Source organism: Escherichia sp. KTE159 (assembly GCF_000408805.1).
GTDB classification, from domain to species: domain Bacteria; phylum Pseudomonadota; class Gammaproteobacteria; order Enterobacterales; family Enterobacteriaceae; genus Escherichia; species Escherichia marmotae.
The window spans coordinates 649,294-663,026 of the sequence record NZ_KE137295.1; the positions used below are offsets into that span (position 1 = coordinate 649,294).

The 13,733-nt window shown below is 51.4% G+C and carries 15 protein-coding genes and 1 rRNA gene; 7 read left to right on the plus strand and 9 right to left on the minus strand.

Annotated features, from left to right (window positions below):
- The first annotated feature begins 199 nt into the window (after positions 1-199).
- Entirely contained in the window at positions 200-589 is a 390-nt protein-coding gene (locus A31E_RS00130; RefSeq protein WP_000901101.1) for a VOC family protein, read from the plus strand.
- A 64-nt stretch (positions 590-653) separates the two neighbouring features.
- Positions 654-1,949 (plus strand): tRNA lysidine(34) synthetase TilS, encoded by a 1,296-nt coding sequence (gene tilS, locus A31E_RS00125; RefSeq protein ID WP_016249635.1) that lies wholly within the window; start codon positions 654-656, stop codon positions 1,947-1,949.
- Positions 1,950-2,000: 51 nt separating this feature from the next.
- Here tilS and rof read toward each other — a convergent pair whose 3' ends face one another.
- Both rof and A31E_RS00115 read right to left on the minus strand, forming a co-directional pair.
- The gene (gene rof, locus A31E_RS00120) at positions 2,001-2,261 is read right to left on the minus strand and encodes a Rho-binding antiterminator (RefSeq protein ID WP_001517780.1); all 261 of its coding nucleotides are present in this window, start codon (positions 2,259-2,261) and stop codon (positions 2,001-2,003) included.
- Positions 2,248-2,448 (minus strand): YaeP family protein, encoded by a 201-nt coding sequence (locus tag A31E_RS00115; RefSeq protein ID WP_000417058.1) that lies wholly within the window; start codon positions 2,446-2,448, stop codon positions 2,248-2,250. The genes rof and A31E_RS00115 overlap by 14 nt, the downstream gene beginning before the upstream one ends.
- 165 nt (positions 2,449-2,613) lie before the next feature.
- On the opposite strand from A31E_RS00115, the gene A31E_RS00110 reads away from it, so the two are divergent.
- Genes A31E_RS00110 through nlpE form a run of 3 tightly spaced genes read left to right on the plus strand, consistent with a single transcriptional unit; the run spans position 2,614 to position 4,302 of the window.
- Positions 2,614-3,159 (plus strand): YaeQ family protein, encoded by a 546-nt coding sequence (locus tag A31E_RS00110; protein WP_001185278.1) that lies wholly within the window; start codon positions 2,614-2,616, stop codon positions 3,157-3,159.
- On the plus strand, positions 3,156-3,578 hold the full coding sequence (gene arfB / locus A31E_RS00105; protein ID WP_000635552.1) for an alternative ribosome rescue aminoacyl-tRNA hydrolase ArfB: 423 nt from the start codon (positions 3,156-3,158) through the stop codon (positions 3,576-3,578). Before A31E_RS00110 ends, arfB begins: the two co-directional genes overlap by 4 nt.
- Before the next feature lie 13 nt (positions 3,579-3,591).
- Positions 3,592-4,302: an envelope stress response activation lipoprotein NlpE gene (gene nlpE / locus A31E_RS00100; protein ID WP_000251764.1), complete on the plus strand. Its 711-nt coding sequence runs from the start codon at positions 3,592-3,594 to the stop codon at positions 4,300-4,302.
- A gap of 255 nt (positions 4,303-4,557) precedes the next feature.
- Here the strand turns inward: nlpE and A31E_RS00095 are convergent, their stop codons facing one another.
- The 7 genes from A31E_RS00095 to metN form a co-directional block, all read right to left on the minus strand.
- On the minus strand, positions 4,558-5,382 hold the full coding sequence (locus tag A31E_RS00095; RefSeq protein ID WP_016249636.1) for a YaeF family permuted papain-like enzyme: 825 nt from the start codon (positions 5,380-5,382) through the stop codon (positions 4,558-4,560).
- A 52-nt stretch (positions 5,383-5,434) separates the two neighbouring features.
- Positions 5,435-7,153: a proline--tRNA ligase gene (gene proS, locus A31E_RS00090; RefSeq protein ID WP_001260711.1), complete on the minus strand. Its 1,719-nt coding sequence runs from the start codon at positions 7,151-7,153 to the stop codon at positions 5,435-5,437.
- 110 nt (positions 7,154-7,263) lie between these two features.
- Entirely contained in the window at positions 7,264-7,971 is a 708-nt protein-coding gene (tsaA, locus tag A31E_RS00085; RefSeq protein ID WP_016249637.1) for a tRNA (N6-threonylcarbamoyladenosine(37)-N6)-methyltransferase TrmO, read from the minus strand.
- Complete coding sequence (gene rcsF / locus A31E_RS00080; protein WP_001202319.1) at positions 7,968-8,372, minus strand: Rcs stress response system protein RcsF; 405 nt, start codon at positions 8,370-8,372, stop codon at positions 7,968-7,970. The genes tsaA and rcsF overlap by 4 nt, the downstream gene beginning before the upstream one ends.
- A 117-nt stretch (positions 8,373-8,489) precedes the next feature.
- Positions 8,490-9,305, minus strand: coding sequence for a methionine ABC transporter substrate-binding lipoprotein MetQ (gene metQ, locus A31E_RS00075; protein ID WP_000874673.1), 816 nt, complete (start codon positions 9,303-9,305; stop codon positions 8,490-8,492).
- Positions 9,306-9,344: 39 nt separating this feature from the next.
- A complete protein-coding gene (locus A31E_RS00070) occupies positions 9,345-9,998 on the minus strand; it encodes a methionine ABC transporter permease MetI (protein WP_001517783.1) in 654 nt (217 codons plus the stop codon).
- Positions 9,991-11,022: a methionine ABC transporter ATP-binding protein MetN gene (gene metN / locus A31E_RS00065; RefSeq protein WP_000593986.1), complete on the minus strand. Its 1,032-nt coding sequence runs from the start codon at positions 11,020-11,022 to the stop codon at positions 9,991-9,993. The genes A31E_RS00070 and metN overlap by 8 nt, the downstream gene beginning before the upstream one ends.
- Before the next feature lie 187 nt (positions 11,023-11,209).
- Here metN and gmhB point away from each other — a divergent pair, with 187 nt between their 5' ends.
- Both gmhB and A31E_RS00055 read left to right on the plus strand, forming a co-directional pair.
- On the plus strand, positions 11,210-11,782 hold the full coding sequence (gene gmhB / locus A31E_RS00060) for a D-glycero-beta-D-manno-heptose 1,7-bisphosphate 7-phosphatase (protein ID WP_016249638.1): 573 nt from the start codon (positions 11,210-11,212) through the stop codon (positions 11,780-11,782).
- 365 nt (positions 11,783-12,147) lie between these two features.
- Positions 12,148-13,689 (plus strand): 16S ribosomal RNA (locus tag A31E_RS00055).
- Positions 13,690-13,733 lie beyond the last annotated feature (44 nt).

The following is a 13,733-nucleotide window of genomic DNA, read 5'->3' on the forward strand; positions in this document are numbered from 1 at the left end:
TTCGAGTTGCAGGAAGGCGACAAGCGAGTGAATCACCAGGAGCTTACATAAGTAAGTGACTGGTGTGAGCGAACGCAGACGCAGCACATGCAACTTAAAGTATGACGAGTATAAATGTCTGATTCATCTTTCCTGTAATTTGTGCGTATTATCAATATATAGCGATGCACGTGCGTATCATATCAATGCAGGAGATTCTATGTTGGGTTTAAAACAGGTTCACCATATTGCGATTATTGCGACGGATTATGCGGTGAGCAAAGCCTTCTACTGCGATATTCTCGGCTTCACGCTGCAAAGCGAAGTTTATCGCGAAGCGCGTGATTCGTGGAAAGGGGATTTGGCGCTTAACGGGCAGTACGTGATTGAGCTTTTCTCATTTCCATTCCCACCGGAGCGCCCCAGCCGACCGGAAGCCTGCGGCCTGCGCCATCTGGCATTTAGCGTTGATGATATTGATACGGCAGTGGCGCACCTTGAGAGCCATAATGTGAAATGTGAAGCGATACGTGTCGACCCGTATACGCAAAAACGCTTTACGTTCTTTAACGATCCTGACGGGCTGCCACTGGAACTGTATGAGCAGTAAGGCTTGTCATCGCCGCATTTGCCCGGTAACGTGCCGGGCATCTCTATTGTAGATTCGCACTATCATGACACTCACGCTGAATACTCAACTTCTCGCCTCACGCCAGATTCTGGTGGCCTTTAGTGGCGGACTGGACTCCACCGTTTTACTGCATCAACTGGTGCAGTGGCGGGCTGAAAATCCGGACGTCACGTTACGCGCTATCCATGTGCATCACGGTTTAAGTGCTAATGCTGATGCCTGGGTCGTGCATTGTGAAAATATCTGCCAGCAGTGGCAGGTGCCGCTGCTGGTTGAGCGCGTGCAGCTTGCGCAAGAGGGGTTAGGCATTGAGGCCCAGGCACGGCAGGCGCGTTATCAGGCATTTGCCCGAACGCTGTTACCCGGAGAAGTTCTGGTCACTGCACAACATCTTAACGATCAATGTGAAACCTTTTTGCTGGCGTTAAAACGTGGCAGTGGCCCTGCCGGGCTTTCCGCTATGGGAGAAGTATCTGATTTTGCCGGAACCCGGCTTATCCGCCCGTTGCTCACTCGCACACGTGGAGAGCTGGAGCAGTGGGCACATAAACATGGCTTACGCTGGATTGAAGACGAAAGTAATCAGGACGATAGCTACGATCGTAACTTCCTGCGCCTGCACGTGGTGCCGTTATTACAGCAGCGTTGGCCGCATTTTGCCGAAGCAACGGCACGCAGCGCCACGCTTTGCGCTGAACAAGAGAGCCTGTTGGATGAACTGCTGGTGGATGATTTAGCGCACTGCCAAACGTCGCAGGGAACGCTACAGATTGCGCCAATGATGGCGATGAGCGATGTCCGCCGCGCGGCGATTATCCGCCGCTGGCTGGATGGGCTGAATGCGCCGATGCCTTCCCGCGATGCGCTGGTACGGATTTGGCAAGAAGTTGCACTGGCGCGGGAAGATGCTTCCCCCTGTTTGCGCTTTGGCGCGTTTGAAATCCGTCGCTATCTGTCGCAACTGTGGTGGATTAAATCCGTTGCCGGACAAAGCGAAACCATTGTGCCGTGGCTGGCGTGGCAACAGCCGCTGGAATTACCGGCTGATCTGGGAAGTGTGCAGTTTACTGCGGGAGGAGATATTCGTCCTCCGCGTGCTGACGAAGCGGTTAGCGTTCGTTTTAAGGCGTCGGGATTGCTGCACATTGTCGGGCGCAACGGTGGACGTAAGTTAAAGAAAATCTGGCAGGAACTGGGCGTGCCGCCGTGGCTGCGTGATACTACGCCACTGCTGTTTTATGGCGAAACGTTGATTGCGGCAGCGGGAATTTTTGTTACACGTGAAGGCTTTTCTGAAGATGAGGCTGGTGTAAGTTTTTTCTGGCAGAGAAATAGTTAGTTCAGCGTAGCCGGATAAGACGCGCTATGCGTCGCATCCGGCAAAAGTGAATCAGGACTCACTCACCACTACCGTACCGATTTCCGGATGGCTAAAGCTGGTAATTTTATCCAGGCGCAACTCGCGGGTTTCGCCAGCGACATCGACGACCAGATATTCCACATTTTTGCGGGACACTAAATCATTGGCTTTACCCTGCAATTTTTCGCCATCTTTCAGCTCCAGCGTCAGCAACAGGTGATGCTGGCAGGCGAGCTCAAGATTATCGTAATCATCACAATTGATAGGTTGATACGTATCATTCATTGACATAATCGCTCACCAGTAAGTTTGCCGCAGCGTATGCTGCTTTTTCCCTGACAGCCTCTGAAAGGGCATCGTCGGCAGCCATTTCATTCAGCACTTTCAAAACGCAGCCCAGCGCGTCCGGAACGTATCCTAAGTCTCCGCTGGCGATTTCCGCGTACCGCTTGCGTATTAACTCACAATATTTTTCCACATGCCCTCCTGTCAGCACTCTGACTTAACCGTGGATGCAAGTCTAAGCCTACGAAGATAAACCCTGTTTCGCAAGGTGACTATACCACACTCATTTCTGCAATATCAGCGCCGCAACTGCACGTATTCCGTTACAATGGCCTCCTGATTCGAAAGGAGTTTTCTTATGGCGCTTAAAGCGACAATTTATAAAGCGACGGTTAATGTGGCCGATCTTGACCGCAACCAGTTTCTCGATGCCTCTCTGACGCTGGCGCGCCACCCTTCAGAAACTCAGGAGCGCATGATGCTGCGCCTTCTGGCATGGCTGAAATATGCCGATGAACGTCTGCAATTTACCCGTGGTTTGTGTGCCGATGACGAGCCGGAAGCGTGGCTGCGTAATGATCATTTAGGTATTGATTTGTGGATTGAACTGGGGCTGCCGGACGAGCGGCGAATTAAGAAAGCCTGCACCCAGGCCGCGGAAGTGGCGCTGTTTGCCTATAATAGTCGGGCGGCGCAGATCTGGTGGCAGCAAAATCAGAACAAATGCGCGCAGTTTGCCAATCTTTCCGTCTGGTATCTGGACGACGAGCAACTGGCAAAAGTGAGTGCCTTTGCCGATCGCACCATGACACTACAGGCAACGATTCAGGACGGCATTATCTGGTTATCGGATGATAAGAATAATCTGGAAGTAAACTTAACTGTCTGGCAACAACCGTCATGATTGTGATTTCCCGACATGTTGCTATCCCCGATGGCGAGCTTGAGATCACCGCCATTCGTGCTCAGGGGGCGGGCGGGCAGCATGTCAATAAGACCTCAACGGCTATTCATCTGCGTTTTGACATTCGGGCCTCCAGCCTGCCAGAGTATTACAAAGAGCGCCTGCTCGCCGCCAGCCATCACCTGATTAGTAGTGATGGTGTGATTGTCATTAAGGCTCAGGAATACCGCAGCCAGGAACTGAACCGCGAAGCGGCGCTGGCCCGACTGGTGGCAGTGATTAAAGAATTAACAACGGTACAAAAATCCCGACGACCGACGCGACCTACCCGTGCATCGAAAGAGCGCAGGCTGGTATCGAAAGCACAAAAATCAACCGTGAAGGCGTTGCGTGGCAAAGTGCGCAGCGGTCGGGAATAAAAAGAAGGAATTGATGGTGAGAAAAGCGATAGTAGCAGCGATGACTGTAATCAGTCTCTTTACTCTAATGGGATGTAATAATCGGGCCGAAGTAGATATGCTTTCCCCAGCGCAGGCCGCCGAGCTGAAACCGATGCCGCAAAGCTGGCGTGGTGTGCTGCCGTGTGCTGATTGTGAAGGGATCGAAACCTCTTTGTTTCTCGAAAAAGATGGAACCTGGGTAATGAATGAGCGCTATCTGGGCGCTCGTGAAGAGCCTTCATCTTTTGCTTCCTACGGTACATGGGCGAGAACCGCAGACAAACTTGTATTAACCGACACTAAAGGCGAAAAGTCATATTATCGGGCAAAAGGTGATGCGCTGGAGATGCTCGATCGTGAAGGTAATCCGATTGAATCGCAGTTCAACTACACACTGGAACCGGCAAAATCCAGCTTGCCCATGACACCGATGACCATGCGTGGCATGTATTTTTATATGGCTGACGCAGCAACTTTTACTGATTGTGCGACCGGAAAACGATTCGCGGTGGCAAATAACGCAGAGCTGGAACGAGGCTATCTGGCTGCTCGCGGCAGCAGTGAAAAACCGGTGCTGCTGTCAGTAGAAGGTCACTTTACGCTTGAGGCTAATCCGGATATCGGGGCACCGACTAAGGTATTAGCGCCCGATACGGCTGGTAAATTTTTCCCGAACCAGGATTGCAGTAGTTTGGGGCAGTAAACCTGCTTGTGGCAGAAACAAACGCAAAATTGCCTGATGCGCTACGCTTATCAGGCCTACAGAGTAGATTGCAATGTTTTGAATTAGCACGATTTTGTAGGTCGAATAAGATGTTCACACCGCATCCGGCATTCTGTGCACAACGCCTGATGCGACGCTGGCGCGTCTTATCATGCCTACAAAACACCCCCATTCCTTAGGAGTGATCAAACGTTTAATCCACATCCGGCATAAACACTCTGAGACTGGCTTTTATCACCGGGTCAGTCCAACGAAGCGACCCGTTTTGATATAAATCCCTGGTTTCAGATGCCCAACATACTGTAACTGTGCTTCTGGCCTAAACGCAGAGACATCGCCAGCACGCATATGCATCAGATCGGCAGGACTAATCCAACCTGACTGCGCCAGCGTAAGCGGATGCCCGGCTTTGGCAAATGCATCCGTGACAAATTCCGAACAAAACCACGATTTTTTGTCCCCCTCGCCAACACTGCTTAACTGCGCTTTCGCCAGGCCGCTGACGCACTGTTGGCGGAAATCTGCGGAAAAAGGATTCAGTGAGCACATCTGGCGGGTCACCATAAACGGAATAAATTCGACAATGCCGCGATAGTTATACCCGCTATCTTTGATTTTGTTGGCGAACGCGGTGATATCTGTGGCTTGTTGCGGGGTAAGATCCGGGGCTCGTAAGACGAAAAGCTTATCACTATGCTTCATGGCTTTTTTCAGGGAAACAATCTGGACGCCAGCGCCTGTCGCTTCTGCGACGTTATTATCACCTAAATAGATGGCAACGTGACTCACCGAGGAAGTGCTGAAGACGCGGATACCGAATGAGGTTACCCCAAGGCTTGAGGAGAACAGCAAATCGCCGGGCTTGAGGTCAGATTCAGTTATTTCAGTTATTGATTGTTCGGTAAAAGAGCTTTGATGCTGGAATTTGACTGCCCATGTTTTCGCCTCGGCATCTACCGCTGTGGCTGATGAGTCTGGCTGACTAATATCAACGGTACAGGCCGAAAGTAAAAGAAAGCAAGGGAGAAGCAGACGACAGTACGCCTTTGGTTTATTCATTTTATACAATCCATGTAAAAAAGGGTCCTGAAATTCAGGACCCTTTCTGGCATCAGCCTTTAATCTGTTTCACCAGATAATCGACGATGTCACCGGTCTTAATTAATTGCTTCTCGCCGTTACGACGGTATTTGTATTCGATATCGTCGTTGTCGAGGTTACGGTCGCCCAGCACGATAGTGTGTGGAATACCGATCAGTTCCATATCGGCAAACATCACGCCCGGACGTTCTTTACGGTCATCCAGCAGGACTTCGATTCCCTGCGCACGCAGTTCGCTGTAAAGTTTCTCGGCCAGTTCTTGTACGCGGAAGGATTTGTGCATGTTCATCGGCAGAATAGCTACCTGGAACGGTGCGATCGCGTCAGGCCATACGATGCCGCGCTCGTCGTAGTTTTGCTCAATCGCCGCAGCCACTACACGCGTAACCCCAATACCGTAGCAACCCATAGTCAGGATCTGGTTGCGGCCATCTTCGCCCTGTACGGAGGCTTTCAGAGCTTCAGAATACTTAGTACCCAACTGGAAGATGTGACCGACTTCGATACCGCGTTTGATCAGCAGCGTACCCTGACCATCCGGGCTTGGATCGCCAGCCACTACGTTACGGATGTCAGCAACTTCCGGGGTTGCGACATCGCGATCCCAGTTGATACCAAAGTAGTGTTTACCGTCGATGTTAGCACCGGCAGCAAAATCACTCATCGCCGCAACGGTACGGTCAATTACAACCGGAATCGGCATGTTTACCGGACCCAGTGAACCCGGGCCTGCTTTAACGACGGCACGAATTTCTTCTTCGGTTGCGAAAGTCAGCGGGCTGGCAACCTGCGGCAGTTTCTCCGCTTTTACTTCGTTCAGTTCGTGGTCACCGCGCACCAGCAGCGCAACCAGCGGGAAGCTGCTGCCTTCAACGGCTTTAACCAGCAGTGTTTTAACGGTTTTTTCAATCGGCAGATTGAACTGTTCAACCAGTTCAGCGATGGTTTTCGCGTTCGGTGTATCAACCAGCGTCATTTCCTGAGTTGCAGCAGCGCGCGGTTCTTTCGGCGCGATAGCTTCTGCCAGTTCAATGTTAGCTGCGTAGTCAGAGGTGTCGGAGAAGACCACATCGTCTTCACCGCTCTGTGCCAGCACCTGGAATTCGTGAGAGGCGCTGCCGCCGATAGAACCGGTGTCGGCCTGTACGGCGCGGAAATCCAGCCCCATACGGCTGAAGATTTTGCTGTAGGCCGCATACATTGCATCGTAGGTTTCCTGCAAGGATTCCTGAGAAGTGTGGAAAGAGTAAGCATCTTTCATCAGGAATTCGCGGGAACGCATGACGCCGAAACGTGGACGAACTTCATCACGGAACTTGGTCTGGATCTGATAGAAGTTCAGCGGTAACTGTTTGTAAGAACTCAGCTCATTACGAATCAGGTCGGTAATAACTTCTTCATGAGTTGGGCCGAGTACGAACGGACGCTCGCCACGGTCAACAAAACGCAGCAGTTCCGGACCGTACTGTTCCCAACGACCACTCTCTTGCCACAGATCGGCTGGCTGAACCACTGGCATCGACACCTCGATCGCACCGGCGTTGTTCATCTCTTCACGCACGATGTTTTCGACTTTTTTCAGAACGCGCACGCCGGTCGGCAGCCAGGTATATAACCCGGAGGCCAGCTTGCGGATCATCCCGGCGCGTAGCATCAGTTGATGGCTGATCACCTCGGCGTCGGCAGGTGTCTCCTTGAGAGTGGAGAGCAGGTATTGGCTAGTACGCATGTTGTTACGGTTCCAGTTGGAAGGTAGAACAGGCTCAAGGCGAGCCTGGGACAAAAAAAGTGATTTAGTTTACCAGTGCAGAAGAAATGTCAAAAGAGAAGGGCGTGAATTTAACGCGCTTCCAGCGCAAAGACTTCAAAACCAGTCTCGGTGACTCGCCAGCGGACGTTAAAATCATGCAGCCAGACGGCATAGGTTTTACCCGTGTCTTCACCTTTACGATAGGCCGGGCGCGGGTCCTGCGCCAGTACTTCGCGGATAAACAGCGTTAACTGCGGATAACGCTTCTCCAGCGTCAAAAGTTGCTTTTCGACGTCTGCGGTAAATCTCACCGCCATCTCTGCTGCTGGCGCGCTTTGCGCATAGCTGGCGCTGGCATCGGGAAGCGATTCGGCAAAGGGGAGGTAAGGTTTTATATCCACCACCGGCGTACCATCGACCAGATCCAGACCACCGAGCTTCAGAATCACGTTATCTTTATGGCAAACAACCTCTTTCAGCTCTACCAGTGACATCCCAATCGGGTTAGGGCGAAAAGTAGAACGCGTGGCGAAAACGCCCATTCTGGCGTTACCGCCGAGACGAGGCGGACGCACAGTCGGGCGCCAGCCACCTTCCATCGTTTGATGAAAGACGAAAAGGATCCATAAATGGCTGAACGCTTCCAGGCCGCGTACGGCATCGGCCTGGTTGTAAGGAGCAATAAGGTGCAGTTCTCCGTTGGCGCTTTTTACCAGCCCAGGCTGGCGCGGAACGGCGAATTTTTCTTTATAGGGTGAGCGAATAACACCTATTTGCTCAAACTGGAAACTGCTCATTTCGCCGTAATGTTAAGCGCTGAACCGATGCACACAGCCTGACGATAGCAGCCTGGCGTACCGCTGGTGACTTCACAGCTATGCAGTAATACCGCATTGGCTTTCATTTTGGAGGCATTGATTTGCATCCGCTTACGTGCGGTTGGGATGCTCGGTGGAGAATCCTGATTAGAGGCCTGGCAAGAGTCGCCACTGACTTCACCGAGATCGCGGAACGGTTTGCCGACTAATTCTTCAGCATTGGTATAAATTCGGACCGGCGTGGCGCGCGGCGCTTTCGGTTTTGCAGGCTCCGCTTTCGGCTGGGGTGCAGTGCTTTGAACGGATTCGACAGGGGATCTGCTTAACATAGAACAGCCGCTTAGCATGAGTGCTAATAAACAGATCGGTAAAGCACGCATAGTATTTCCTCAATGTATGATCAAAACGTCAATATTGAATCAGGCGCTTGTAAAAATGACAAGACGGGCAAGCGCCCGTCCTGAATGATATTACAAATTGTGGAAACAGCCTAAAAATTACCAGCCTTTAACCGCACCGCCGTTAAACACTTTATTTGCCGCTTCATAAACTTCATCAGACTGATAAGCCTGGACGAATTTCTTCACGTTTTCCGCGTCTTTGTTATCTTCACGGGTCACGATCAGGTTTACGTAAGGAGACTCTTTGTCTTCCACGAAGATACCGTCTTTCGCCGGAGTCAGGCCAATCTGGCTGGCATAGGTGGTGTTGATAACCGCCAGAGCAATCTGTGCATCGTCCAGGGAACGTGGCAATTGCGGTGCTTCCAGCTCAACAATTTTCAGATTTTTAGGATTCTCAACCACATCAAGCACGGTCGGCAGCAGACCTACGCCATCTTTCAGCTTGATCAACCCCACTTTTTGCAGCAGCAGCAGTGAACGGCCGAGGTTAGTCGGATCATTCGGTACGGCAACCTGTGCTTCATTGGGTAGTTCATCCAGTGATTTGATTTTCTTGGAATAACCGGCAATCGGATAAACAAAAGTATTGCCTACTGCAACCAGTTTGTAGCCACGATCCTTCAGTTGCTGATCGAGGTACGGTTTGTGCTGGAAGGCGTTGGCGTCGATATCGCCTTTGCTTAATGCTTCGTTCGGTAGCACGTAGTCGTTGAAGGTGACCAGCTCAACGTCCAGGCCATATTTGTCTTTCGCAACTTTCTGCGCGACTTCTGCAACTTGCTGTTCGGCACCGACAATCACGCCGACTTTAATGTGGTTTGGATCTTTTTCATCCTGACCGCAGCCTACCAGTGCCAGTGATCCAATCAGGGCTCCCACTGCCGCAAAGGTTTTGAGTTTGAACGCCATACCTTATTCCTTCTTCAATTATTTATGTTGTGTTGAACGTTACTTGCGAGTGACAGCCCGGACGATGCGATCGCCTGCGAACTGAATTAAATAAACCAGAATGACCAGCAATACCAGCACCGTATTCATCACCGTTGCGTTATAGCCGATGTAACCATATTGATAGCCAATCTGACCCAAACCACCGGCTCCGACTGCACCACCCATCGCGGAATAACCGACCAGAGTAATCAGGGTGATAGTTGCGGCATTTACCAGACCCGGCAACGCCTCTGGTAACAGCACTTTGCGCACGATCTGCATCGGTGTGGCACCCATTGCGCGAGAGGCTTCAATCAACCCGGTTGGGATCTCCAGCAGGGCGTTTTCGACCATACGGGCAATAAACGGTGCTGCGCCAACTGTCAGCGGAACAATCGCCGCCTGCAAACCAATCGATGTGCCGACAATAATGCGAGTAAACGGAATCATCCATACCAGTAAAATAATGAACGGAATGGAACGGAAAATGTTCACAATCGCAGATACGGTACGATACAACTTCGCGTTAGCAATAATTTGCCCCGGACGTGTGACATAAAGCAGGACGCCGACCGGCAGACCAATCACAAAACCGAAAAAACCGGATACGAAGGTCATTGCCAGCGTTTCCCATACGCCACGAACCAGCAACCACATCATCGGCTCAGACATAACCCAGTACCTCTACTTTTACATGGTGTTCTTGCAGCCAGGCAATGGCGGCTTGCGTATCTTGTTGTGTACCGTGCATTTCGGTCAGCATGATGCCGAACTTAACGCCTCCGGCGTAATCCATCTGCGCGCTAATAATGTTGTTATTAACGTTGAAACGACGTGCGGTTTCAGAAAGCAACGGGGCATCTACTGACTGACCGGTAAACTCCAGGCGCAGCATGGGGACACAATCAGTGAACGGCTCCGCTTGCAGACGTTCCTGATAATCTTCCGGGATATCCAGATGCAGGGTCGACTGAATAAATTTCTGTGCCAGCGGCGTTTTCGGATGCGAGAACACTTCACTTACTGTGTCTTGCTCGATCAACTCACCATTGCTGATAACCGCCACGCAATCACAAATACGCTTCACAACGTCCATTTCGTGGGTGATTAACAGAATCGTCAAACCCAGACGGCGGTTGATGTCTTTCAGCAGTTCGAGAATAGAACGCGTGGTTGCCGGGTCCAGTGCGCTGGTGGCCTCATCGCACAGCAACACTTTGGGATTGCTGGCTAATGCGCGAGCAATCGCCACACGCTGTTTCTGCCCACCGGAAAGATTCGACGGGTAGCTATCATGTTTGTCGCCAAGACCAACCAGCGCCAGTAATTCCGTCACGCGACGTTTGATCTCCTCTTTTGGCGTGTTGTCCAGCTCCAGCGGCAGTGCCACGTTACCAAAAACAGTACGCGAAGAGAGCAGGTTAAAGTGCTGGAAAATCATGCCAATATGACGGCGCGCTTTGGTCAACTCGGATTCTGACAGCGTGGTCAGTTCCTGGCCATCGACCAGAACGCTACCCTCGGTTGGGCGCTCCAGCAGGTTTACACAACGGATAAGCGTACTCTTACCCGCGCCAGAGGCACCGATAACGCCATAAATTTGTCCGGCTGGCACATGCAGACTGACGTTGTTTAACGCCTGGATAGTGCGGGTGCCCTGGTGGAACACTTTGGTGATATTCGAAAGTTTTATCATTGATTATTTATTATCGTCATTAAGTTAGTCGTGGCATTTCGACTGCCTGATACGGTCAAAGCCGTCAATGAAATGGATGTTAAGGCATCCAGACGTCTAAATCAATCAGGTTTATACGAAGAGCACTTTCTTGCAGGTCGAAACATGCGATACTAGCGGCACATGCCTTATTAAGGAGTTATAAAAGGTGGCGAAGAGCGTACCCGCAATTTTTCTTGACCGTGACGGCACCATTAATGTCGATCACGGCTATGTCCATGAGATCGATAACTTTGAATTTATCGACGGTGTCATTGACGCCATGCGTGAGCTTAAAAAAATGGGCTTTGCGCTGGTGGTGGTAACGAACCAGTCTGGTATTGCGCGCGGCAAATTTACTGAAGCGCAGTTTGAAACGCTGACCGAGTGGATGGACTGGTCGCTGGCGGACCGTGATGTCGATCTGGATGGCATCTATTATTGCCCGCATCATCCGCAGGGCAGTATTGAAGAGTTTCGCCAGGTCTGCGATTGCCGTAAACCACATCCAGGAATGCTTTTGTCAGCACGCGATTATTTGCATATTGATATGGCCGCTTCTTATATGGTGGGCGATAAATTAGAAGATATGCAGGCAGCGGCTGCGGCGAACGTGGGAACAAAAGTGCTGGTGCGTACGGGGAAACCTGTTACCCCTGAAGCTGAAAATGCAGCGGATTGGGTGTTAAATAGCCTGGCAGACCTGCCGCAAGCGATAAAAAAGCAGCAAAAATCGGCGTAACGATTAAAAGATGAGCGGTTGAAATAAAAATGCATTTTTCCGCTTGTCTTCCTGAAACGACTCCCTATAATGCGCCTCCATCGACACGGCGGATGTGAATCACTTCACACAAACAGCCGGTTCGGTTGAAGAGAAAAATCCTGAAATTCAGGGTTGACTCTGAAAGAGGAAAGCGTAATATACGCCACCTCGCGACAGTGAGCTGAAAGCCGCGTCGCAACTGCTCTTTAACAATTTATCAGACAATCTGTGTGGGCACTCGAAGATACGGATTCTTAACGTCGCAAGACGCTAAATGAATACCAAGTCTCAAGAGTGAACACGTAATTCATTACGAAGTTTAATTCTTTGAGCATCAAACTTTTAAATTGAAGAGTTTGATCATGGCTCAGATTGAACGCTGGCGGCAGGCCTAACACATGCAAGTCGAACGGTAACAGAAAGAAGCTTGCTTCTTTGCTGACGAGTGGCGGACGGGTGAGTAATGTCTGGGAAACTGCCCGATGGAGGGGGATAACTACTGGAAACGGTAGCTAATACCGCATAACGTCGCAAGACCAAAGAGGGGGACCTTCGGGCCTCTTGCCATCGGATGTGCCCAGATGGGATTAGCTAGTAGGCGGGGTAACGGCCCACCTAGGCGACGATCTCTAGCTGGTCTGAGAGGATGACCAGCCACACTGGAACTGAGACACGGTCCAGACTCCTACGGGAGGCAGCAGTGGGGAATATTGCACAATGGGCGCAAGCCTGATGCAGCCATGCCGCGTGTATGAAGAAGGCCTTCGGGTTGTAAAGTACTTTCAGCGGGGAGGAAGGGAGTAAAGTTAATACCTTTGCTCATTGACGTTACCCGCAGAAGAAGCACCGGCTAACTCCGTGCCAGCAGCCGCGGTAATACGGAGGGTGCAAGCGTTAATCGGAATTACTGGGCGTAAAGCGCACGCAGGCGGTTTGTTAAGTCAGATGTGAAATCCCCGGGCTCAACCTGGGAACTGCATCTGATACTGGCAAGCTTGAGTCTCGTAGAGGGGGGTAGAATTCCAGGTGTAGCGGTGAAATGCGTAGAGATCTGGAGGAATACCGGTGGCGAAGGCGGCCCCCTGGACGAAGACTGACGCTCAGGTGCGAAAGCGTGGGGAGCAAACAGGATTAGATACCCTGGTAGTCCACGCCGTAAACGATGTCGACTTGGAGGTTGTGCCCTTGAGGCGTGGCTTCCGGAGCTAACGCGTTAAGTCGACCGCCTGGGGAGTACGGCCGCAAGGTTAAAACTCAAATGAATTGACGGGGGCCCGCACAAGCGGTGGAGCATGTGGTTTAATTCGATGCAACGCGAAGAACCTTACCTGGTCTTGACATCCACAGAACATTCCAGAGATGGGATGGTGCCTTCGGGAACTGTGAGACAGGTGCTGCATGGCTGTCGTCAGCTCGTGTTGTGAAATGTTGGGTTAAGTCCCGCAACGAGCGCAACCCTTATCCTTTGTTGCCAGCGGTCCGGCCGGGAACTCAAAGGAGACTGCCAGTGATAAACTGGAGGAAGGTGGGGATGACGTCAAGTCATCATGGCCCTTACGACCAGGGCTACACACGTGCTACAATGGCGCATACAAAGAGAAGCGACCTCGCGAGAGCAAGCGGACCTCATAAAGTGCGTCGTAGTCCGGATTGGAGTCTGCAACTCGACTCCATGAAGTCGGAATCGCTAGTAATCGTGGATCAGAATGCCACGGTGAATACGTTCCCGGGCCTTGTACACACCGCCCGTCACACCATGGGAGTGGGTTGCAAAAGAAGTAGGTAGCTTAACCTTCGGGAGGGCGCTTACCACTTTGTGATTCATGACTGGGGTGAAGTCGTAACAAGGTAACCGTAGGGGAACCTGCGGTTGGATCACCTCCTTACCTTAAAGAAGCGTTCTTTGAAGTGCTCACACAGATTGTCTGAT